The sequence below is a fragment of the Caloramator sp. mosi_1 genome, from assembly GCF_028622835.1.
In the GTDB taxonomy this organism is placed as follows: Bacteria; Bacillota; Clostridia; order Clostridiales; family Caloramatoraceae; genus Thermobrachium.
On sequence record NZ_CP117677.1, the window covers coordinates 2,335,699 to 2,359,350 of the forward strand.

The window sequence follows — 23,652 nt, forward strand, 5'->3', positions numbered from 1 at the left end:
TGCACACTAATAATTCTATCAAAAATTTATTAGGTTTTAAAGATGTTATTATAAAAAGATTATTCATAATGACACGTACATTGAGATATACTTAGAAACTAAGAAAAAATTTGTACTTGCCCTAATTGTAATTCCAAAGTTACAAGAGTTCACGATTATAGAATTCAGCGTATTAAAGACATACCCTTATTCTTTAAACATACTTTTATCATTCTTAAAAAACGTAGATATCGTTGTAATGCCTGCGGCAAAAAATTTTATGAACATATAGAATTTTTACCTCGTTATCATAGAATAACTAATAGATTAGCTATGTTTGTAATTTATGAATTATCTAATGAATATAGTATGACATCAGTTGCTAGAAAAACTAATCTATCTATCGATACTATAAAACGTATTTTTGATAATGTATCTTACTCTTCTCCTACTAATTTACCTAAAATAATATCTATAGATGAATTTAAAGGTAACTCTGGTGGTTCTAAATATCATTGTGCAATAGTCGATCCTGTTAATCATAAAATACTAGACATTATTAAAGATAGAAAAGAGCATATTCTTATAGATTATTTTAGAAAAATTAAAAATCGCGATAGCGTTACACACTTTATTTGTGATATGTGGCAACCCTATATTGATTTAGCTAAAACTTATTTCAAAAATGCTGTAATTGTTATAGATAAATTTCACTATATTAGACAAGTCATATGGGCAGTAGAAGCGGTAAGAAAACGTATCCAAAGAGAACTATCAATTAAATTAAGAAAATACTTTAAAAGAAGTAAAAAGCTTATTTTAAAAAGATATGGCTTACTTGATACAGATTCAAAGTTAGCTTTACAAGTTATGTTTTCTTATAATAGTGAATTAGCAATTGCCCACACTTTAAAGGAAAAGTTATTGAGTATTATTGATGCTTCACCTTCTTCTAACGAAGCTCGTGTCCTCTTAAAAGATTGGATTAAACTTGCACAAAATAGTGGTATCAATGAATTGAAAAGATGTGCAAATACCTATATCAGATATTTTAATGAGATTTGTAATTCTTTTGATATTCCTTATACAAATGCTTGTATAGAAGGATTTAATAATAAAATCAAAGTTATTAAAAGAATAGCCTTCGGCTATAGAAATTTTGATAGATTCAGGAATAGAATTCTTCATTGTTGTAATAAATAATCTGTTAAATATTGTATTTTAGGAAATCCAACTATCGTTGGTCTTTTTGTCGTGCAATTTTTTAAGGGTAAACTCCCCTCATCCTATCTATCTTGCTAAAATCATTATCAAATAAGAAAGGACAGGCATTCTAATCTAATGCCCGCCCCAACTATTGACAAAGAGCCACTTAATAAAGCAAAAAGAGCTCTAAAATTTGATTGAGCTCTTTTTATTTTTGTAATTTATATAATTTGCAATTATAAAAAAGAGCAAAATGCTCTCTCTATGGTGGGCCTTCAGGGACTCGAACCCCGGACCGACCGGTTATGAGCCGGTTGCTCTAGCCAGCTGAGCTAAAGGCCCAAAATCTATTTTAATTATAAAAAATTATTTTTATAATGTCAAGTATTTTTTATAAGTTATATTATAAATTAGTAAGTGTAGTGAATATAATTAAATATATAAATCTAATAAAGGGGTTTTTATGACTTTAGATATTAATGAATTAAAAGAAATTCAAAATATATTAAAAAATAGATACGGTATTGAAGTTATAGAATTCAAAAAAAGAGAACCGTATATAATATTATTTCAACTTCTAATAACAGCTACTGTTTAAAGGAAGTAAATCATAATTTAAATAGGTTTAAATGGCTTCCATCTTTTATGATATTTTTAAAGGATAATGCTTTTCTAAGTTGCCCTTCATTAATTGAAGATATAAAAGGTCAATATTATTTTAAACTAAACAATCACAAATATTATTATTTAACTAAATGGATCAATGGAGAAGAATGTGATATCGATAAAATCGAAAATGCACTAAATACAATAAAATTATTAAGTGATTTTCATAAGCAGGCAGAAGGTTTTTATTCAAAACATATAATATATGAAGACGCAAAAATAATTAAAGAATTTACAAAAAGAAAGATGATATCATAGTATATAAAAATTCAATAATAAATAAAAAAATTATGTCCTACTTTGATATATTATTTATTGAAACATTTAATAGTCAAATGAATCTGGCTGAAAAATCATTAATATATCTATTAAGTTCAAACTATAGAAACCTAAATAAACTTGCAATTAAAAAGAAAACAATATGTCATAACAGTTTTTATTACCAAAACATTATTGAATCAAATAATACTTTGTATCTAATTGATTATGATAAAATAATATATGAAAGTGTTGAATATGATCTTGGTAAATTCATTCAAAGAATAATGTTTAGAAAATCATATAGCTGGGATTTTGATAAAGCAAAATTGCTAATAGATAAATATATATGTTGTTATGGCAAGACAATTGATTTTAGACTATTATTATCAATTATTATTTTCCCTCATAAGTATTGGAAATTAGGTAACAAAAATATGATAAGAAAAAATACTTAGATGAAATATATTATATTAGAAGATTAAAAAAGATAATTAATTCAAATATTTATATACTAAAATTCATTGATGAATTTGAAAGATACTATATTAATTCAAATATCTAGATAGACTCTATGTCTATTTAGATATTTTTTGTTGTCGCAAAATGAAATAATTTTTGTATATACTTTTAAAAGGAAAAAAATAAAATATGAAGAATAAAATAATAGAGGTGGTATTATGGAAGAACAAAAAATTATTATACATTTAAAGAGGTATGTCAACTAACAGGATATAAAGATTCTGTTATACGCTATTATGAAAAGAATTTGAGCTAAATATTCAGAGAGACTCGAAGGGTAGAAGAATATTTACTCAAAATGACTTAAACTTATTGCTGCAAATAAAAACCTGCAAGAAAAAGGATTAACTAATGGCCAAATAAAAAGATACTAATTAATCAAGAGGCAGCAATAACTTCAATTGACTCAACATTTGTATTAACCGAGAATAATCTAATTGAAAATAGTCAAGACAAAATAAAATTGATTGAAGAAAAATTAAATGCAATTAATAATAAATTAGAAGAAATTGATAAGAACGTATTTAGTAAAGAGCGTGATATACTAATTAGTGAAAATATGAAATTAAAAATGGAATTAAAACAAAAGTGTTATGAGATTATAGAACTTAAAGAAAAACTAAAATACGAAAAACAAACAAAAAAAGGTATTATAAGTAAAATTTTTAGAAGATAGGTGACAAAATGCAAATCGAATCCATTAATTTATTTAAATTAATTAAAGAAAATAAAATGAAAGAATTTATGAAAATCAAAAAGTATTTGGTTTATCTATATTAGATTTCATTTTTAATAGTTCATACTTTATTTTAAATAATAAAATTGAAGGAATTAATATAGACACTAAATACTACATTTATGTTAAAGATACAACACTGTCTATTAATGAAATAATAGATAGTGTAATTAAAAATAAAAAGTTTCATTTAGAAATAAAATATGTAAATAGTAACATTTATAATGAAAACAATTCAAATAAATATATAATTCAAAAAACTACAAAACAATGGAACTACTTTTAAATAATTTTTTTAATTTAAAACCACAATATGAATACCACGATATTATTGTAGCAACAATAGATGTATCTAAAAATATGAGTTTAAGAATTGACATCCAAAATTCAATATTCAATTCTACAGATAAAAAAGAAAACCCATCGATAAAAACTACTTAAATAGAGAAATAAGTAGTAGTTATTTTTTAAAAGACTATTGCTATGTATTATATAAAAACCATATGCCTATAGGTTATGGTCAAATAATTAAAGATAGATCTCTTTATTATTTAGTTAATTTCGGTATAATTGAAGAATTTAGAGGTATGGGTTTTGGATATATATTCCTTAATTATATTCTTAATGATATAAAGGGAAAAAATAAAATCAAAAATTACATCTGAATGTTGATAATAATAATATTTCAGCAATAAATTTATATAAAAAATTTGGTTTTGTTGAAAAAGATAATACTATAATAATAAAAAGCATATAGAGGAACTAAAGCCCTCTATATGCTTTTATAGCTTCATTTATAATATTCATAGCTTTCTTTAGATCATCACAATTTATACAATATGAAATTCTAATTTCATTTTTTCCGAGTCCCTCTGTAGCATAAAATCCTGCTGCAGGTGCAACCATAACTGTCTCACCATTTAAGTTAAAATAAGTTAAAATCAGTTAATAACCATTTTGAAAAATGTTCTGCATCATCTATTGGCAATTTTGCTATTACATAAAAGGCTCCTTTAGGTTTTTCGCAAACAACTCCTTCAATATTTGATAGACCTTCAAACACAACATCTCTTCTTTTTGATACTCTTTTTTAACCTCCTCAAAATAGCTTTTATCTGTATTTATTAAATTTGCAGCTCCAATTTGTTCAATTGTAGGAACACATAATCTTGATTGACACAACTTAAGTACGTTTTTAATTAACATTTTATTTTTACTTGCAATTAATCCTATCCTTGCTCCACAAGCACTATATCGTTTAGAAATACTATCAATCAGTATCACTCTATCTAATATTTCTTTAATATGCATAAAGCTTGTATATTTTAAATTATCATATACAAATTCTCTGTATACTTCATCTGCGATAATATATAAATTATTTGCTTTTGCAATATCTGCAATCATCCTTATTTCTTCTTCTGTATACACAACACCTGTTGGATTTCCTGGATTAGATAATAATATTGCTTTAGTTTTATTATCAATTAATTTTTCAATTTCTTTTCTTTCTGGTAAATGAAATCCGTTTTCTGCATAGGTTAAAAAAGGTTTAACATTAACCCCTGCAACTTCTGCAAAGCCATTATAATTTGTATAAAATGGTTCAGGTATAATTATATTGTCTCCAACATCACAAACTGCAAGTAATGCAAATAATATAGCTTCACTTCCTCCATTTGTAATCATTATCTCATCTTTTTCAAAATCTATATCCCATTCCAAATAATACTTTATAAAACTTTGAATGAGGTTATCTATACCTTGAGATGATGTATACTTAAGCACTGGTTCATTATATGATTTAATTGCCTCATAAAACTCATCTGGAGTTTTTATGTCTGGTTGTCCAATATTAAGATGATATACTTTAATTCCTTTTGATTTAGCCTCTTCTGCATAACAAGCTAATTTTCTAATAGGCGATTCTTGCATATTTAATATTCTTGTAGATAAATGCATCAGTATTACCCCCTCACAATATTTTACACTTATATATTACCATTATATATTCAAAAAATAAACAATTGTTATAATTTTCTCATAATTATACTGTGAATATTTGCATAATATCCTACACCACTATTATGAATAGTTTCGTGATTAAAATATTTTCTATCCTCCAACGTATATGGTATTTTCCCCTTTAAAGAATCATCTTTGTTTTTGCATTGTACATACAATCACCCCTTTTTATTATTATTTCTATATTGTATAAAATTTATTTATATTAAATTTATTTATGTTTATATGTTTTTTATCGAATTTTGTAGTATAATATATATTTGCAAAATATTATTATTGATAAGGAAGGTTGGTACATATGAATAATAAAAAATATCTCATAGAAACTTGGGGTTGCCAAATGAACGAAGAAGATTCGGAAAAAATAGCAGGTATGCTAAAAGAATTAGGATATAGTAGTGCTACAACTCGTGAAGATGCTGATGTTATTATCTTCAATACTTGTGCTGTTAGAGAAAACGCAGAATTAAAAGTATACGGTAATATAGGACATTTAAAAGCATTAAAATCAAAAAATCCTGATCTGATAATATGCATTGGTGGATGTATGATGCAGCAAAAAGGTATGCCTGAAGAAATAAAAAGAAATATCCTTATGTTGATATAATATTTGGTACACATAATATTCATAGGCTTCCTGAATTAATTAATAATGTGAAACAGGGTAATACAAATATAATAGAAGTCTGGGAACAAGAAGGTCAAATAATTGAAGGTCTTCCTGTTGAAAGAAAAAGTGATATTAAAGCATTTGTAACTATAATGCACGGATGTAATAATTTCTGTACCTACTGTATAGTACCTTATACACGAGGAAGAGAAAGAAGTAGAAAACCAGAAGCCATAATAGAAGAAATAAAAGATTTAGCTTCAAAGGGATATAAAGAAATAACTTTACTTGGTCAAAATGTTAATTCCTATGGAAAAGACCTTGATGATATGAGTTTTGCTAAACTTTTAAGAATGGTTAATGACATTGAAGGAATAGAGAGAATACGTTTTACTACATCTCATCCAAAGGATTTAACAGAAGATGTAATACTTGCAATTAAAGAATGTAATAAACTTTGTGAGCATATTCATTTACCTGTTCAGTCAGGAAGTACTAGAATATTAAGTAAAATGAATAGAAAATATACTAAAGAACAGTACTTAGAATTAGTGGATTTAATTAGAAAACACATTCCTGATGTAGCAATAACTACTGATATAATAGTTGGTTTTCCTGGAGAAACAGAGGAAGACTTTTTAGAAACTCTTGATTTAGTTAAAAGGTACAATATGATTCAGCATTTACTTTTATTTATTCAATTAGAAAAGGAACACCTGCAGCAGAATACCAAGATCAAGTACCAGAGGATATAAAACACGATAGATTCAATAGATTAATTGAGGTAGTAAACAAAATAATAGAAGAAAAAATGCTTTATATAAAGATAAAGTAGTTGAAGTTCTTGTTGAAGAGGTAAGTAAAACTGACGAAACTAAGCTAACTGGAAGAACAAGAACTGGAAAATTAGTTCATTTTGAATCACAGGATACAAACTTGATCGGCAAACTTGTTAATGTAAAAATTACCGAGCCAAGAAACTTTATTCTTATTGGAGAATTTATTGAAGTAATAAGATAACGGCATATTAGTCTATGGCTATATGCCATTTTTTAAGGAGGTATGTATTTTGGGATTAACTCCAATGATGCAACAGTATTTAGAAATTAAACAATCCTGTAAAGATTGTATATTATTTTTCGATTAGGCGACTTTTATGAAATGTTTTTGAAGATGCAAAAATAGTATCTAAAGAATTAGAACTCACTTTAACAGGCCGTGATTGTGGATTAGAAGAAAGAGCACCAATGTGTGGAGTTCCTTATCATTCTGCTGAAAATTACATATCAAGACTAATAGAAAAAGGATATAAAGTTGCAATATGTGAGCAAGTTGAAGATCCTAATGAAGCAAAGGGAATAGTTAGAAGAGAAATTGTTAAAATTGTTACACCTGGTACATTATTAGAAGGCAATTTATTGGAAGATGATAAAAACAACTTTATTGCTTGTATAAAAAAGAAAGTAATGGATTTAGTATATCAGTGTGTGATGTGTCAACAGGTGACTTCTTTGTTACATCGATGGAAAACAGCAATACTTACATCTTAATTGATGAATTATTTAAATATAAACCATCAGAAATACTAATTATTGAAACAAAGAACAATGATCTATTAATAAATTCAATTAAAGAAAAATTTAATTGCCTAATAGAAGTAGTTGATGATAACTCAGATTTCATTAATCTTAAAAATCATTTTAAAAATAAAATAGATATACTAAACGAATTGGAATTACATACAAGTTCAAAACTTTTTGACTATCTAAAAAGTACACAAAAATCAGTATTAGGTAATATTAATGATATAATTAAATATCAAATAAGCAATTATATGTTACTCGATACTAATACTAGGAGAAATTTAGAGTTAACAGAAACTATTATAAATAAAACTAAAAAAGGATCTCTTTTCTGGATATTAGATAAAACTCAAACATCAATGGGGGCAAGAAATCTTAGAAGATGGATTGAAGCACCACTTACTGATATAAATGAAATAACAAAAAGACTTGATGCAGTAGAAGAATTTATAAATAATATCTACTATTTAGATGTTTTAAGAGAATCTTTAAAAAGATCTATGATATAGAACGCCTTGTTTCAAAAATTGTATATGGTTCAGCAAATGCTCGTGATCTTGTTTCATTGAAAAATTCAATATCTGAATTACCTAATATAAAAACAACTCTACAACATTTTAAATCAAAACTAATTAGAGATATATATAATAATTTTGACATATTAGAGGATATTTATAATTTAATTGATGCATCTATCGAAGATAATCCACCTGTTAGCGTTAAAGACGGAAATATAATAAAAAAGGTTTCAATAAAGATGTTGATAAGTATAGGGAAGCTTCTACAGAGGGTAAAAATTGGATAGCAGAATTAGAACAAAAAGAAAAAGAAGCTACTGGTATTAAATCGTTAAAAGTAGGATTTAATAAAGTATTTGGTTATTATATAGAAGTAACAAAAGCTAATCTATCAAATATACCAGAAGATAGATATATTAGAAAACAAACCTTAGCAAATGCTGAAAGATTTATAACACCAGAATTAAAAGATATTGAAAATACCATATTAAATGCTGAAGATAATTTACTTAAATTAGAATACGAGATTTTTGTAGATATCAGAAACAAAATATCTAATCAATCTAATAGAATTCAAAAAGTTGCTAAACTATTAGCTATTCTTGATACTATTCAATCCTTTGCAAAAGTATCAATAGAGAACAATTATTTTAAGCCAACTATTAATAATAATGGAATTATATCTTTAAAAGAAGCAAGACACCCAGTTATAGAAAAAATGATTAATGAACCCTTTGTGCCAAATGATTGTTTTATTGATAAAAATGAGAATATGATTTTAATAATAACTGGTCCGAATATGGCAGGAAAATCAACTTTTATGAGACAAGTAGCAATTATAAGTTTAATGGCACAAATCGGTTGTTTTGTTCCAGCTAAAAATGCAAATATATCTCTTGTTGATAAAATTTTTACCCGTATTGGTGCATCAGACGATATTTCATCAGGAAAAAGTACCTTTATGGTAGAAATGAGTGAAGTATCCTATATATTAAAAAATGCAACTTCTGATAGCTTATTAATTTTAGATGAGGTAGGAAGAGGAACAAGTACCTTTGATGGATTAAGTATTGCTTGGTCTGTAGTTGAATATTTAGCAAATAAAATTAAAGCAAAAACACTCTTTGCAACACATTATCACGAACTTACTGAATTAGAAGAAAAATATAGATGTATAAAAAACTATTCAATCGAAGTAAAAGAATTCAACAATAAAGTAATTTTTCTTCACAAAATTAGACGAGGTAAAGTGGACCAAAGTTATGGAATTGAAGTGGCAAAACTTGCTGGTTTACCTGATGAAGTAATCTTAAAAGCTAAAGAAATCCTATCTCAATTAGAAGGTTCTAAAGAAAATACAATAAATAAAACAACTTACAAAAATATTCAAAAAAGGAATATGAAAAAGAAGTTGCAGCAGAAAAGTTAGATCTAAATTTATTTAATTATAAAGAAAACGAAATTATAAATGAAATTAAAGAACTGGATATATTAAATATGACTCCTATGCAGGCCTTTAATTATATTTTTGATTTAGTAAACAGAGTAAAAAAATTAGGAGCTGATTAAATGGGTGAAATTAATATACTAAGCAATGAGCTAATAAATAAAATTGCTGCAGGCGAAGTAATTGAAAGACCAGCTTCAATAGTAAAAGAGTTGGTTGAAAATTCAATAGACGCTGGAGCTACTGAAATTATTGTTGAAGTGGAAAATGGAGGTATATCCGTTATAAGGGTATCTGATAATGGTAAAGGTATAAATGAAGATGATATAGAAAAGGCGTTTATGCGACACGCTACAAGTAAAATTAAAAATGAAAAGGACCTATTTAAAATAACTTCTCTTGGTTTTAGAGGTGAAGCTCTGGCAAGTATTGCATCTATATCTAAAGTGGAGTTGATAACAAAAACAAAAAATCTGACATAGGTGTTAAAGCTTACTTAGAAAACGGTAACATAATATCTAAAGAGTTTTGTGGTAGCACTACTGGTACAATAATAACTGTAAAAGATATTTTTTACAATGTCCCTGCCAGGTTAAAATTTTTAAAATCTCCTTCAAGAGAACAAGCATATATTACTGAATTGATGCAAAATATGGCACTATCACACCCACAAATATCATTCAAATATATATCAAATAAAAAAATATATTTATCACAACTGGTGATGGCAATTTAAAAAATGTAATATATGTTATATATGGTAAGAATGTATTTGACAATTTAATTGAGGTCAATTCTTCAAAAGAAACAATAACTTTAAAAGGCTTTATTGGAAACAGCAAACTGGAGAAAAACAATCGAAACTATCAATCTATCTTTGTGAATGGTAGATTAGTTAAAAATAAGACCATTACTGCTGCAGTAGAAAATGCGTATAAATCTATGCTATCAATAAATAAATTTCCTCTATTTGTTTTAAACCTATTTATTAATCCTGAACTTATAGATGTTAATGTTCATCCAACAAAAGCAGAAATAAAGTTTTCTGATGAACAAAAATATTTAAGGAAGTATTCTCGATTATAAAAGATTCTCTTATAAGAAAAGAATTTATTCCATCATATAAGATTGAAAGCAATATAATAGATAAAAAGATAGTTTTATGTTAAACAATGACTATAAAATTAGTTTTGAAGAAAAAAATAGTATATTTAACGAAAATATTGATAATAATTATAATGTCCCAACATCTTCTACTTTTCAAACAGAAGATAATTATAAAAATATAAGTTTTAATTTAAACACATTAGATATATCAAAAACTCAAAAACAAATATAAATGAACATAATAATATATCTAATTTAAATACTATCTCTAACATCTTTGAACAAAACAATGAGGAAAATTTAAAAATAAATACATCATTTCCGTCAATCACAGTTGTAGGACAGTTACATTTTACTTATATAATTGCTGAATCATCAGATGGTTTTTATTTAATTGACCAACACGCAGCACACGAAAGAATTCTGTTCGAAAAATATTTAGATGAGTATAATACTGGAGATTTAAATAAACAAATTTTACTTACTCCAATTATTTTAGAATTTTCGCCAAGCGAAAAAGAAAAAATCTTTGATAATGAATTACTATTTAAAAAGTTAGGATTTGATTTTGAAGACTTTGGTGGGACATCAATATCTTTAAGAGCTGTTCCTAATATATTAAAAATAAAAAATTATAAACAGTTAATTGAAGAAATGTTATTAAATATAAACACTGAAACAAGTACTAATTCTATAGAAAAAATCATATATACTATGGCGTGTAAAAATGCAGTTAAAGCTGGTGATAAATTGAATCACCAAGAAATATTAAATTTGTTTAAAGAACTTAGTAAATGTAAAAACCCCTTTACTTGTCCGCATGGGAGACCAACTATGATAAAATTCGATTACATTGATTTAGAAAAAAGTTTAAAAGAATAATGTAGGTGATAAAATGAAAAATAAAAAGCAAATAATAATTATAGCTGGTCCTACCGCTTCAGGTAAAACAAATTTAGGAATTGAGCTAGCTAAAAAATAAATGGTGAAATTGTATCAGCGGATTCAATGCAAATTTATAAATATATGGATATAGGTACTGCTAAACCAAGTGTAGAGGAAATGCAAGGTATTAAGCATCATCTTATTGATATTATATATCCAGATGAAGAATTCAGTGTTGCACTTTTTAAGCAATATGCTGATAATGCCATAGAACAGATATATTCTAAGGGTAAAATACCTATAGTTGTTGGTGGTACAGGTTTATATATAAATTCTCTTACATATAGTTTAAACTTTAGTGAAAGTGAACCTGATAAACAATATAGAGATTATCTTGATAATTTAGCTAAACAATATGGTGCAAAATATTTACACGATATGCTTAAAAATATAGACCCTGATGCAGCAAATAATATACACCCAAACAATATAAAAAGAGTTATAAGGGCATTAGAAGTATTTAAAAATACAGGCAAAAGAATATCAGAATATCAAAGTACTACAAAACAAAATGAACCTGATTATGAGTTTGCATACTTTTGTCTTGATATGCCAAGAAATGTATTGTATGATAGAATAAATAAAAGAGTAGATATAATGTTTGAAAAAGGATTGATAGGTGAAGTAGAAAAGCTTATAACCCTTGGATACACAAGAGAACTGCAATCAATGCAAGCGATTGGTTATAAAGAAGTTTTTGATTATTTAGATGGTAAACTTTCATTAGAAGAAGTAAAAAATATTATAAAACAAAATACAAGAAGATATGCTAAACGCCAATTAACTTGGTTTAGAAAAGATAATAGAATTTATTGGCTTGAAGTCTTTAACAAACAACTCGACGAAATACTCTCAAATATGTTAGGATATATAGAAGGAAAATTAAAACTATTATAGAATATATTAATTAAAATTATAATTGGAGGATGATGTTATGGCAAAAAGTGTTAATAACTTACAAGATGTATTCTTAAATAATGCTAGGAAGGGCAAGATCCCTGTATCAATTCATTTGGTTAATGGTTTTCAATTAAAGGGTTTAGTAAGAGGATTCGATAGTTTTACAATCATATTAGAATCAGAAGGTAAACAAATATTAGTATACAAACATTCTGTTACAACTGTTACACCAGCTAAACCTATATTATATAATCAAGATGAACTAAATAATAATGTAAATAAATAACAAAGCTTTAAAGGCTTTGTTATTTATTTATTATATATGTTTACATAATATTTTTTATGTTGAATATTTGAGTTTTTTTGAATAAATGATAGAATATCTATGTTTGAGAAGGGAGGATAACACTAATGATTGAAGAATTATACAAATTAAACGGAATAAAAAAGAAGTTGTTGAATTGTCAACAAAAGCAGAAGAAATAATTACTCCAATATTTAAAGAATTAAATAAAATTAAGGAGTACAATCAATTAAAGGTATTAAATGCAATGCAAAAAGAAAAACTAAGCGATTCTCATTTCACTTACAGTACAGGATATGGATATGGAGATATAGGTAGAGATATAGTAGATAGAATATATGCAAATATCTTCAATACAGAAGATGCCATTGTAAGACCTCACATAGTTTCAGGAACACACGCAATTGCTGCAGCACTACAGGCTGTATTAAGGCCAGGAGATACTTTGATGTCCATTACTGGAACGCCCTACGATACATTACTAAAAGTTATAGGTATAAAAGGTAATGGTATGGGTTCCTTAAAGGAATATGGTATAAATTATAAACAAATTGATTTAAACGAAAGCTTTAAAATAAATTTAGAAAAAGTTAGAGAAGAAATTAAAAGGATCATTCTATAAAAGTTATATCTATGCAGCGTTCTACAGGTTATGGATGGAGACCAGCTTTAACTATCGATGATATTGAATTAGCTATAAATGAAATTAAAAAAATCAAAGAGGATATAATTGTTTTTGTTGATAATTGTTATGGTGAATTTTTAGATACTAAAGAACCTACTGATGTAGGAGCAGATTTAGTTGCTGGATCATTAATCAAAAACATAGGTGGCGGAATTGCTCCAACAGGAGGATATGTTGTAGGTAAAAAGATTTAATAGAATTGGTTTCATACAGATTGACCGCACCAGGTCTTGGAAAAGATTGTGGTTCTACGTTTGGTGTTATAAGGCAAATATTACAAGGATTATTCTTAGCACCTCATATTACTATAGAAGCTTTAAAGGGAGCCATATTTTGTTCTAAACTTATGGAATTAGCTGGATTTGAAGTTTCTCCAAAATATAACGAAAAAGAAGCGATATAATTCAAGCTATTAAATTTAATGACGAAAAACTATTAATAAACTTCTGCAAAGGTATCCAAAAGGGCTCTCCTGTAGATTCATTTGTAGAATGCGAACCCTGGGATATGCCTGGATATTCAGATCCCGTTATTATGGCTGCTGGAGCTTTTATACAAGGATCTTCTATTGAATTGAGTGCTGATGCACCAATAAGACCACCATATATAGCATATGTTCAAGGTGGATTAACATATGAACATTCAAAAATAGGTATTATGAAGGCATTATCAAATATAATTTAAAGGCCAACCCATTGTTGGCCTTTTCCTATTTATATCTTCTAAATACACCTATTACTTTTCCAAGAATAGTACAATTGTCAACTATTATAGGACTCATATGTGTATTTTCTGGTTGTAATCTTATATACCCATCTTCTTTAAAAATCTTTTAACAGTAGCAGAATCATCAATAAGTGCAACAACAATATCTCCATTTTTAGCAACTGGCTGCTTTTCCACAATAACAAAGTCACCATCTAATATACCTGCATCTATCATACTTTCCCCTTCAATTTTTAATAAAAATACATCTGTATTGTTATTAAAATAATTAAGTGGCAATGGAAAATAATCTTGTATATCTTCAAAAGCAAGTATAGGGTTTCCAGCAGATACACTACCAATGATAGGTGCCTTTATTATATTATCATTGTCTTCAAATATGTTTTCATTTAAAATTTCAATAGCTCTTGGTTTTGTAGGGTCACGTCTTATAAGACCCTTTTTTCTAATTTTTCAAGATGTGCATGTACCGTTGAAGTAGATTTTAATCCAACAGCTAATCCAATTTCTCTTACAGAAGGGGATAACCTCTTGTTGCAATTTCCTGTCTTATAAATTCTAAAATCTTTTGCTGTTTATCACTTAATCCGTTTATTATCATTTATTCTACACCCCTTAAACTTTGTCTTTATTTTATTATATCATTAAACTTAAAAAGTTTCAAACTGATGTTCGATATACTTGACAACGAACATATGTTTGGTTATAATAATTTACAGAACATATGTTTGGAGGGTGTTAATTATGAGAAAACTTTTAAAAACATTGCTATCTTTTACATTGTTCTTTTTAATAATTTCATTATCCATTTCTAAAGTTTCAAGTTATTACAAAAATAATAAACAAAACAAAATAACTACATACGAAGAAATCGTAGTAAATAAAGGTGATACATTATGGAAAATCTCCATCAAACACACACCTAAAGACAAAGATGTAAGAAAAACTATCTATGAAATAAGAAAAATTAACAATTTAAATGATTGCATCATATATCCTGGACAAGTTCTAAAAGTACCTATTGACAAATAGGTACTTTTAGATAAAAATATAGAATTAGGTTTTATATTTTATAAAAAGGAGACAGGGTATATGGCTAAAAAATGTATTATCGATAATAATAAAGATTGTACAAACTGTAACGAATGTAATATATGCGATTTAAACAAAAATAAAATTTGTAATAATTGTATGGAATGTCTCAGCATAAATAAATTTGACTATAAAGAAATAAGTATTGATGGGATAATTGACGCAGAAGATTATGATGACTATATTTATGATGAGGAAACAATAGAACAAGAGGATGATGAGATACTTCTAAAAGATAGTATATATATAGATGAAACAGAATGGAGTAGAGAGGAAGAGTGATTTTTACTCTTCCTCTTTTTCTACCTTTATATTAGATAAAGGATTAGCATTAACTGCCATTCTTAATTTTTCATCATCTATATGTGTATATATTTGTGTTGTTGAAACACTCTCGTGTCCTAATATTTGTTGTAGTGCTCTTATATCTACATTTCCATATTTATACATTAACGTTGCAGCAGTATGTCTTAATTTATGCGGAGTGTATTTTTCATTACCAAGACCTGCCTTTTCAATGTATTTTTTAACAAGTATTTCTACTGTTCTTTTATTTATCCTGGTTTTTCTTTCACTTAAGAACAAAGCCCTTTGATCCTTAGCATCCTTTGGCCTTACTTCTAAATATCTATTTATCGCATCTATACAAGCCTGATTTAGATAGACTGTTCTTTCCTTATTTCCTTTTCCTATAACAGTTAATATATCACCTTTAATTTTATCAATATCAATTCCAACTAATTCCGATAATCTTAATCCACAATTTAAAAACAACATTATCATTGCATAATCTCTTTCTTTATGTTTTCCTTCAATTACATTAATTAATTTTTTACTCTGTTCTAAAGTTAAATAAACAGGATGTCTTTTAGATATTTTGGGACTCTCAAGTTCCTTAGCTGGATTTTCATTTATTAATTTAACTTTGGTCTCAAGATAATTAAAAAACGCCCTTATGGCTGCAGTTTTTCTTGCTCTTGCATAACTACTATTTTGACGTTCTAAAGTTATGTAATTTATAAAAGAGTAGATATCATACAAGGTTATATTTCGTATAAATTCTATATTAATATCATTTATTTTTATTTCATCAACAGTCGTTTCATTAATCGAATTATTTTTAATAAATTTTACATACTTTAAGAATAATTTTAAATCAATTTTATATCCTAAAACTGTATTATAGGATTTAGCCTTAACATTAATTAGATATGCAAGAAAATCATTTAGAATTATTGGACATTCTTTATCGTAAATAGCTGCTAAATTCATTTCAACCCCCTCTGAAAACAATATAACATTTCGCTAAATATCAATTTAGCGAAATTGCTGTATGGTATTTAGAAAATTGGTATACTAAAATTTAATTAAAAATTATTGCTTTATTTTTTCATCTTCTTCTTTTTCCCAATGTCATTATAAATTCTTTCTGAATAAACAAATATAACAAAATAAATAATGCAAATAGAATTATCCTTAGCATAACATCACCTTAAATTGTTATTTTTATTATATGTACTTATTATAGCTTCAATTAAAGCAGATTTAAAACCTTTATTTTCTAAAGTTCTTATACCTTCAATGGTTGTACCTCCAGGCGAACACACCATATATTTCAAATCACTTGTATTTATTTCACCAGTTTTTAACATTTCTGCTGTACCAATTATAGTATCACAAATGACATTCAATGCTTCTTTATGCGGTATCCCTATATATACACCTGCATCAACAAATGCTTCAATAAATTCTGATATAAAAGCAGGGCTACTTCCAGACAACGCTGAATATTTATTTATATCTTTCTCATCAACCTCTACGACCTTACCAATAGAGTTTAAAAGATCAATAATTTGCTTTTTTCTAAATCTAATATGTTTAAAAACGTTGCTGCAGTAATACCTTCATTAACCAATGCTGCAACATTAGGCATAATTCTTACTATTTTATCATAACCTGTATTTTTCTTTATTTCATCTATTGTTATTCCAGCTGCCATCGAAATCAAAACCTTATTACAATAATAATTTTCTTTTATTACACCATAAATATCTTTATAAACATTAGGTTTAACAGCCAAAAATATATATTGTGATTTTTCAATTATTTCATCACAGTTTTTACATATATTAACTCCAAACGTTTTATTAGCATTTTCAAGTTTATTTTTATCAATATCATAAATATAAATTTTATTGGTATTATATATTCCCTTATTAATTATACCTTTTATAATAGCGGTAGCCATATTACCAAAACCAATAAAACCTATCATAAATACCACCTCCATCTAAAAAACTTTCTTATTTAATTATAATCAAAAGGAAAACAAATTAAAAGAAATAAAAAAGCGACTTTTAACGTCGCTTTACACAGTTATTTCAGCCTCTATTTGTTCTATATCCTTATATTTATTAATAATTGGTTCAACTACATCATTAATAAATTCCTCTACCTGTTCCTTAGAACGACCTATATAATTCTTTTCATTCATTATATCATTTAAATCATCATCAACTAACTCAAATACTGGATCGCTAACAATTCTATTCAACAAATCATTTTCTCCTCCAAAAACCTTTATATTTTTAGCAGCTTCCATTGAATGCACCCTTATCCTTTCGTGTAGCTCTTGTCTATCGCCACCTTTTTTACACATTCCATCAGAATATTTTCTGTAGCCATAAATGGCAATTCCTCTCTTACTCTTTTTAAAATAATTTTTTCATTAACCACTAATCCAGAAGTAATATTTATATATAAATTCAATATCCCATCTACTGCTAAAAAGGACTCTGCTAAAACCAATCTTCTATTTGCCGAATCATCTAACGTCCTCTCAAACCATTGTGTAGAAGCTGTAATATCAGCATTAGTTGAATTTACTATTACATATCTTGCTAGTGCTGATATTCTTTCTGATCTCATAGGATTCCTTTTATAAGGCATTGCAGAAGAACCTATCTGACTTTTTCAAAAGGCTCTTCAATTTCTTTAAAACTTTGAAGTATACGAATATCATTACTAAATTTGTAAGCACTTTGAGCTATACTTGATAATACATTTAAAACTAATGTATCTTGTTTTCTAGGATAAGTTTGACCAGTAACCCTAAAGTACTTGTTTTCAAAACCTAAAATATTACACACCATCTCATCAAGTTGCTTTACTTTATTATGATCACCATTAAATAATTTAAGAAAGCTTGCCTGTGTTCCTGTAGTACCTTTAACACCCAGTAACTTTAAATTTTCAATACAATATTCAAGTTGTTCTAAATCCATAAGCAAATCCTGCAGCCATAAACAAGCTCTTTTCCCAACTGTAGAAAGCTGTGCAGGTTGTAAATGTGTGTATGATAGCGTCGGTAAATCTTTATATTTCAACGCAAATTCCTTTAAATTTTTAATGCAAGATATTAATTTCTTTCTTAAAAGTTCTAACGATTCTTTTATTATAATAACATCTGTGTTATCACCTATATAACAACTTGTTGCACCTAAGTGTATAATTGGTTTTGCTTTTGGGCATTGTTCTCCATATGCATATACATGTGACATAACATCGTGTCTTGTTTCTCTTTCCTTTTGTTCAGCTACTTCATAATTAATGTTTTCAATATTTGCCTTTAATTCATCTATTTGTTCTTGTGTAATAGAAAGACCTAATTCTTTTTCAGCCTGAGCTAATGCAACCCATAATTTTCTCCAAGTTTTAAATTTCTTTTCATCCGAAAATAAATAGGACATCTCTTTACTTGCATATCTTTTTGTCAAAGGACTAATATACAAACATCTATCGTCCATATCATTCGCCTCCTAACGAAAATTTTAATTTATATATATATTTTGTTTCGTATTTATATTATAACATAATTAACAAAATATAAAAAGTAGGAGTATTTCTCCTACTTTAGTTTTTGAACAAAAGTTTCAATTCTATCTATGTTAAATAATACAATAAAATCTAAGGATCTTTATATAGTTACAATTTTTCATTTATTTTTTAAACAAAAATAAAAAGGAGAGTTAGACTCTCCTTTTAAAAAATTATCTTGGTTGAATTATAAATTTTATTGCCGTTCTCTCTTCACCATCAATATTCACATCAGTAAATGCAGGTATACAAATCAAATCAATTCCACTTGGTGCAACAAACCCTCTTGCGATTGCAACAGCCTTAATTGCTTGATTAATAGCTCCTGCACCAATTGCCTGCATTTCAGCAATTCCCTTTTCCCTAACAACACCTGCTAAAGCACCTGCTACAGAATTTGGATTTGATTTTGCTGAAACCTTTAATACTTCCATTTTTGTACCTCCTTAATGTTGCATATTATTGTTCTAATATTCTATATTCTACACGCAAATAAAAATTCCTTCTTAAATTTACAGGCTCTTTGTCAATAGTTGGGGCGGGCATTAGATTAGAATGCCTGTCCTTTCTTATTTGATAATGATTTTAGCAAGATAGATAGGATGAGGGAGTTTACCCTTAAAAATTGCACGACAAAAAGACCAACGATAGTTGGATTTCCTAAAATACAATATTTAACAGATTATTTATTACAACAATGAAGAATTCTATTCCTGAATCTATCAAAATTTCTATAGCCGAAGGCTATTCTTTTAATAACTTTGATTTTATTATTAAATCCTTCTATACAAGCATTTGTATAAGGAATATCAAAAGAATTACAAATCTCATTAAAATATCTGATATAGGTATTTGCACATCTTTTCAATTCATTGATACCACTATTTTGTGCAAGTTTAATCCAATCTTTTAAGAGGACACGAGCTTCGTTAGAAGAAGGTGAAGCATCAATAATACTCAATAACTTTTCCTTTAAAGTGTGGGCAATTGCTAATTCACTATTATAAGAAAACATAACTTGTAAAGCTAACTTTGAATCTGTATCAAGTAAGCCATATCTTTTAAAATAAGCTTTTTACTTCTTTTAAAGTATTTTCTTAATTTAATTGATAGTTCTCTTTGGATACGTTTTCTTACCGCTTCTACTGCCCATATGACTTGTCTAATATAGTGAAATTTATCTATAACAATTACAGCATTTTTGAAATAAGTTTTAGCTAAATCAATATAGGGTTGCCACATATCACAAATAAAGTGTGTAACGCTATCGCGATTTTTAATTTTTCTAAAATAATCTATAAGAATATGCTCTTTTCTATCTTTAATAATGTCTAGTATTTTATGATTAACAGGATCGACTATTGCACAATGATATTTAGAACCACCAGAGTTACCTTTAAATTCATCTATAGATATTATTTTAGGTAAATTAGTAGGAGAAGAGTAAGATACATTATCAAAAATACGTTTTATAGTATCGATAGATAGATTAGTTTTTCTAGCAACTGATGTCATACTATATTCATTAGATAATTCATAAATTACAAACATAGCTAATCTATTAGTTATTCTATGATAACGAGGTAAAAATTCTATATGTTCATAAAATTTTTTGCCGCAGGCATTACAACGATATCTACGTTTTTTAAGAATGATAAAAGTATGTTTAAAGAATAAGGGTATGTCTTTAATACGCTGAATTCTATAATCGTGAACTCTTGTAACTTTGGAATTACAATTAGGGCAAGTACAAATTTTTTCTTAGTTTCTAAGTATATCTCAATGTACGTGTCATTATGAATAATCTTTTTATAATAACATCTTTAAAACCTAATAAATTTTTGATAGAATTATTAGTGTGCACTTGATGGATGCCTCCTTTCAGGTAAGGTTTTTGTTTGGTTATTTTAATTTTACCAGGTGTCTAATCAGGTGCACATATTTTTTGTAAAAAATATGCTGGGTCTACGCCCCAACATTTATTATAGAACCAATTTACAAATTATTTTACTATTTACAAATAAAAATAATAAGGATAGTTTAAAACCATCCTTATTATTTTGCATATTCAATTGCTCTAATCTCTCTAATTACATTAACCTTTATTTGACCAGGATATTCTAACTCACTTTCTATTCTTTTACTATATCCCTCGCCATTTGAATTGCATCAGCATCTGAAATTTGTTCTGGTTTTACCATAATTCTTATTTCTCTACCAGCTTGAATAGCATATGATTTTTCAACACCTTCAAAGGAATCTGCTATTTCCTCTAATTTTTCTAATCTCTTTATATATGCTTCAAGTGTTTCTCTTCTTGCTCCTGGTCTTGCTGCAGAAATTGCATCTGCTGCTTGCACTAATATAGCTTCAATTGTTTGTGGTTCAACATCTCCGTGATGTGCCGATACAGCGTGTATAACTGCTGGAGATTCATTATATTTCTTTAATATATCTCCACCAATAAGAGCGTGCGGTCCTTCAATTTCGTGATCTAAAGCTTTACCTATATCATGTAAAAGACCTGCTCTTTTTGCAAGTGCAACATCAGCTCCAAGCTCAGAAGCCATTAAACCTGCCAAATATGAGAACCTCAATAGAATGTTTTAAAACATTTTGTCCATAGCTAGTTCTGTACTTTAGTCTACCAAGCAATCTAATTAACTCACTATGTAAACCGTGTACACCAGTTTCAAAAGTAGCTTGTTCGCCTTGTTCACGAATATCGTTTTCAACTTCTTTTTTGCCTTTTCAACCATTTCTTCAATTCTGGCAGGATGTATTCTCCCATCAGCTATTAATTTTTCTAATGCAAGTCTTGCAACTTCTCTTCTTATTGGATCAAAACCTGATAATATCACTGCTTCAGGAGTATCATCAATTATTAAATCAATACCTGTTAGTGTTTCAAGTGTTCTAATGTTTCTACCTTCTCTACCAATTATTCTACCCTTCATTTCATCATTTGGTAGGCTTACAACTGAAACTGTGGTTTCTGCAACGTGATCTGCAGCACATCTTTGTATTGCACAAGCAATTATTTCTCTAGCCTTTTTATCAACCTCTTCCTTTGCTTTAGTTTCTATTTCTTTAATTAACATTGCTGCATCGTGTTTAACTTCTTCCTTTACATTGTTTAATATAATTTCCTTAGCCTCTTCTGTTGTTAAATTAGCAATTCTTTCAAGTTCTTGAACTTGTTTTTGTAAACTTCATTCATTTGGTCTTGTAATTCTTGAATTTCTTGTTGTTTCTTTACAAGGTTTTCTTCTCTTGCTTCTAATGCTTCTACTTTTTATCGAGAGTCTCCTCTCTTAAAATTAATCTCCTCTCCATTCTTTGGATTTCATTTCTTCTTTCTCTTACTTCTTTTCGAATTCATTTCTTAGCTTATGGACCTCTTCTTTTGCCTCAATCATAGCTTCTTTTTCTTTGATTCTGCTTCTTTTTCAGCATCAGATACAATTTTTTAGCTAATTCCTCAGTTGATTGTATCTTTTTTCAGATATATTCTTTCTTATAAAATAGCCTAAAAAGAAGGCTATCACTCCTGTAGCCCCAATTAATAAAAGCCAAACAAGCGTTTCTATACACAACACCTCCCTCTACAGTCAAACAATATTTATTGTATAACAAATTAGTTGTTTTTTATTTATAAAGTTAATCAACAAGAGACTCTTTAAACATTTAACTAAAATAGAAGCAAGAATTAACGAAAAATTAAACCATTATTTGTATTTATTTTATTATAGTTTTAATTTTATGTCAAGTTACAGGGGTAACACTACTAACCGTATCAATTAATTCTACTTTATATTTTTTATCAGCAGATTCTAATAGATGCATATTATGAGTCACCATAATAATCTGTCTATTAAACATCTTAGAAACCTGTTTTAAAAATTCTGCAACATTAATTACATAATCTTCACTTACATGTTTTGCTGGTTCATCTAATATTAGTGGTCCATTTATCTTTGGATTATGTGCTTCTAAGAGAGCTATTCTAAGTGCCAAGGAAACTATATCCACTACTCCTCCTCCTCTTGACACTTCAGGTCTAGTTGTAACATTCTGACCATTTTCTAAAGGTGTTATAACATAAAAATCTGCTTCGTTTCTATTTGCCTTTTCATTTAACTCTATCTTAAATTCAATATTAGAATTAAAAATGTATTGCAAACAATTTGTAACAATATGTTCAATTTGTTGTTTTGATTGATCTCTGGCATATTCAGACACGTTTTGAAGCAACCTTCTAGATTCTAATAAGGTTAGCTCCCTATTTTCCAATGCCTTTAATTTATCTTCTAATTTTTCCTTTTCACTGTTTAGAGCCTGTAGCTGTCCTCTAAGTTCAAAATATTTTTCTTTTTCTGCTTCCAATTTATCGTTCATTATTTTTAATTTTTCTGACCACATATTATCACCCTATATATCCTTTGGTATTAAGCTTTCTGCCTCATC

At 27.5% G+C, this 23,652-nt stretch carries 22 protein-coding genes, 1 tRNA gene and 9 pseudogenes; 19 read left to right on the forward strand and 13 right to left on the reverse strand.

Annotated elements, in window-relative coordinates; translation table 11 throughout:
* Positions 1–108: 108 nt before the first annotated feature.
* On the forward strand, positions 109–1,182 hold the full coding sequence (locus PL321_RS16515; protein ID WP_273964333.1) for an ISL3 family transposase: 1,074 nt from the start codon (positions 109–111) through the stop codon (positions 1,180–1,182).
* Positions 1,183–1,450: 268 nt separating this feature from the next.
* Here PL321_RS16515 and PL321_RS16520 read toward each other — a convergent pair.
* Positions 1,451–1,527 (reverse strand) — tRNA-Ile (locus tag PL321_RS16520).
* Between the two features lie 121 nt (positions 1,528–1,648).
* Between PL321_RS16520 and PL321_RS16525 the strand changes: the two genes are divergently transcribed.
* The 7 genes and pseudogenes from PL321_RS16525 (at position 1,649) to PL321_RS21850 (ending at position 4,032) form a co-directional block, all read left to right on the forward strand.
* Positions 1,649–1,783, forward strand: a complete 135-nt coding sequence (locus PL321_RS16525) for a hypothetical protein (protein ID WP_273962723.1) — start codon at positions 1,649–1,651, stop codon at positions 1,781–1,783.
* Between the two features lie 47 nt (positions 1,784–1,830).
* A complete protein-coding gene (locus PL321_RS16530; protein WP_273962724.1) occupies positions 1,831–2,109 on the forward strand; it encodes a hypothetical protein in 279 nt (92 codons plus the stop codon).
* 32 nt (positions 2,110–2,141) lie between these two features.
* Complete coding sequence (locus tag PL321_RS16535) at positions 2,142–2,567, forward strand: spore coat protein (RefSeq protein ID WP_273962725.1); 426 nt, start codon at positions 2,142–2,144, stop codon at positions 2,565–2,567.
* A 316-nt stretch (positions 2,568–2,883) separates the two neighbouring features.
* Positions 2,884–2,979, forward strand: a pseudogene (locus tag PL321_RS21845) (MerR family transcriptional regulator); the annotation flags it as partial.
* 115 nt (positions 2,980–3,094) lie between these two features.
* Positions 3,095–3,307 (forward strand): hypothetical protein, encoded by a 213-nt coding sequence (locus PL321_RS16540; protein ID WP_273962726.1) that lies wholly within the window; start codon positions 3,095–3,097, stop codon positions 3,305–3,307.
* A gap of 330 nt (positions 3,308–3,637) precedes the next feature.
* A complete protein-coding gene (locus PL321_RS16545) occupies positions 3,638–3,808 on the forward strand; it encodes a hypothetical protein (protein ID WP_273962690.1) in 171 nt (56 codons plus the stop codon).
* Positions 3,809–3,816: 8 nt separating this feature from the next.
* Complete coding sequence (locus PL321_RS21850) at positions 3,817–4,032, forward strand: GNAT family N-acetyltransferase (RefSeq protein WP_443110822.1); 216 nt, start codon at positions 3,817–3,819, stop codon at positions 4,030–4,032.
* A gap of 97 nt (positions 4,033–4,129) precedes the next feature.
* Here PL321_RS21850 and PL321_RS16550 read toward each other — a convergent pair whose 3' ends face one another.
* The 3 genes from PL321_RS16550 to PL321_RS16560 form a co-directional block, all read right to left on the reverse strand.
* Positions 4,130–4,273, reverse strand: a complete 144-nt coding sequence (locus tag PL321_RS16550; protein WP_273962727.1) for a hypothetical protein — start codon at positions 4,271–4,273, stop codon at positions 4,130–4,132.
* A 90-nt stretch (positions 4,274–4,363) separates the two neighbouring features.
* The gene (locus PL321_RS16555) at positions 4,364–5,329 is read right to left on the reverse strand and encodes a pyridoxal phosphate-dependent aminotransferase (RefSeq protein ID WP_273962728.1); all 966 of its coding nucleotides are present in this window, start codon (positions 5,327–5,329) and stop codon (positions 4,364–4,366) included.
* A 68-nt stretch (positions 5,330–5,397) separates the two neighbouring features.
* Positions 5,398–5,550 carry a hypothetical protein gene (locus PL321_RS16560; protein ID WP_273962692.1) on the reverse strand — a complete coding sequence of 51 codons (153 nt, stop codon included), beginning with the start codon at positions 5,548–5,550 and terminating at the stop codon, positions 5,398–5,400.
* 140 nt (positions 5,551–5,690) lie between these two features.
* On the opposite strand from PL321_RS16560, the pseudogene miaB reads away from it, so the two are divergent.
* The 9 genes and pseudogenes from miaB (at position 5,691) to PL321_RS16605 (ending at position 14,175) form a co-directional block, all read left to right on the forward strand.
* A pseudogene (miaB, locus tag PL321_RS16565) lies at positions 5,691–7,022 on the forward strand (tRNA (N6-isopentenyl adenosine(37)-C2)-methylthiotransferase MiaB).
* Between the two features lie 49 nt (positions 7,023–7,071).
* Positions 7,072–9,672, forward strand: a pseudogene (mutS, locus tag PL321_RS16570) (DNA mismatch repair protein MutS).
* Positions 9,673–10,032, forward strand: a complete 360-nt coding sequence (gene mutL, locus PL321_RS16575) for a DNA mismatch repair endonuclease MutL (protein ID WP_273962693.1) — start codon at positions 9,673–9,675, stop codon at positions 10,030–10,032.
* A 271-nt stretch (positions 10,033–10,303) separates the two neighbouring features.
* Positions 10,304–10,636, forward strand: a complete 333-nt coding sequence (locus PL321_RS16580) for a hypothetical protein (protein ID WP_273964639.1) — start codon at positions 10,304–10,306, stop codon at positions 10,634–10,636.
* A 76-nt stretch (positions 10,637–10,712) separates the two neighbouring features.
* On the forward strand, positions 10,713–10,889 hold the full coding sequence (locus tag PL321_RS16585) for a hypothetical protein (RefSeq protein ID WP_273962694.1): 177 nt from the start codon (positions 10,713–10,715) through the stop codon (positions 10,887–10,889).
* Between the two features lie 95 nt (positions 10,890–10,984).
* Positions 10,985–11,539, forward strand: a complete 555-nt coding sequence (locus tag PL321_RS16590) for a hypothetical protein (RefSeq protein WP_273964640.1) — start codon at positions 10,985–10,987, stop codon at positions 11,537–11,539.
* A 13-nt stretch (positions 11,540–11,552) separates the two neighbouring features.
* A pseudogene (miaA, locus tag PL321_RS16595) lies at positions 11,553–12,499 on the forward strand (tRNA (adenosine(37)-N6)-dimethylallyltransferase MiaA).
* A 37-nt stretch (positions 12,500–12,536) separates the two neighbouring features.
* Entirely contained in the window at positions 12,537–12,788 is a 252-nt protein-coding gene (gene hfq, locus PL321_RS16600; RefSeq protein ID WP_273962696.1) for an RNA chaperone Hfq, read from the forward strand.
* 139 nt (positions 12,789–12,927) lie between these two features.
* A pseudogene (locus PL321_RS16605) lies at positions 12,928–14,175 on the forward strand (methionine gamma-lyase family protein).
* A 25-nt stretch (positions 14,176–14,200) separates the two neighbouring features.
* Here the strand turns inward: PL321_RS16605 and lexA are convergent.
* A pseudogene (gene lexA, locus PL321_RS16610) lies at positions 14,201–14,818 on the reverse strand (transcriptional repressor LexA).
* A gap of 143 nt (positions 14,819–14,961) precedes the next feature.
* Between lexA and yneA the strand changes: the two are divergent.
* Both yneA and PL321_RS16620 read left to right on the forward strand, forming a co-directional pair.
* Positions 14,962–15,249: a cell division suppressor protein YneA gene (gene yneA, locus PL321_RS16615; RefSeq protein WP_273962697.1), complete on the forward strand. Its 288-nt coding sequence runs from the start codon at positions 14,962–14,964 to the stop codon at positions 15,247–15,249.
* Between the two features lie 60 nt (positions 15,250–15,309).
* Positions 15,310–15,591: a hypothetical protein gene (locus PL321_RS16620; RefSeq protein ID WP_273962698.1), complete on the forward strand. Its 282-nt coding sequence runs from the start codon at positions 15,310–15,312 to the stop codon at positions 15,589–15,591.
* 3 nt (positions 15,592–15,594) lie between these two features.
* Here PL321_RS16620 and PL321_RS16625 read toward each other — a convergent pair whose 3' ends face one another.
* The 8 genes and pseudogenes from PL321_RS16625 to PL321_RS16665 form a co-directional block, all read right to left on the reverse strand.
* Positions 15,595–16,581, reverse strand: coding sequence for a tyrosine recombinase XerC (locus PL321_RS16625; RefSeq protein WP_273962699.1), 987 nt, complete (start codon positions 16,579–16,581; stop codon positions 15,595–15,597).
* A 215-nt stretch (positions 16,582–16,796) separates the two neighbouring features.
* Positions 16,797–17,090: a pyrroline-5-carboxylate reductase dimerization domain-containing protein gene (locus PL321_RS16630; protein WP_273962700.1), complete on the reverse strand. Its 294-nt coding sequence runs from the start codon at positions 17,088–17,090 to the stop codon at positions 16,797–16,799.
* A 56-nt stretch (positions 17,091–17,146) separates the two neighbouring features.
* Positions 17,147–17,584, reverse strand: coding sequence for a pyrroline-5-carboxylate reductase family protein (locus tag PL321_RS16635; protein WP_273962701.1), 438 nt, complete (start codon positions 17,582–17,584; stop codon positions 17,147–17,149).
* 93 nt (positions 17,585–17,677) lie between these two features.
* Positions 17,678–19,115 (reverse strand): annotated as a pseudogene (purB, locus tag PL321_RS16640) (adenylosuccinate lyase).
* A 243-nt stretch (positions 19,116–19,358) separates the two neighbouring features.
* A complete protein-coding gene (locus tag PL321_RS16645) occupies positions 19,359–19,619 on the reverse strand; it encodes a stage V sporulation protein S (RefSeq protein ID WP_027307498.1) in 261 nt (86 codons plus the stop codon).
* Positions 19,620–19,867: 248 nt separating this feature from the next.
* Positions 19,868–20,940 (reverse strand): annotated as a pseudogene (locus tag PL321_RS16655) (ISL3 family transposase); the annotation flags it as partial.
* Positions 20,941–21,240: 300 nt separating this feature from the next.
* Positions 21,241–22,694, reverse strand: a pseudogene (rny, locus tag PL321_RS16660) (ribonuclease Y).
* A gap of 256 nt (positions 22,695–22,950) precedes the next feature.
* Positions 22,951–23,583 (reverse strand): ATPase, encoded by a 633-nt coding sequence (locus PL321_RS16665; protein ID WP_273962730.1) that lies wholly within the window; start codon positions 23,581–23,583, stop codon positions 22,951–22,953.
* Positions 23,584–23,652: the final 69 nt, after the last annotated feature.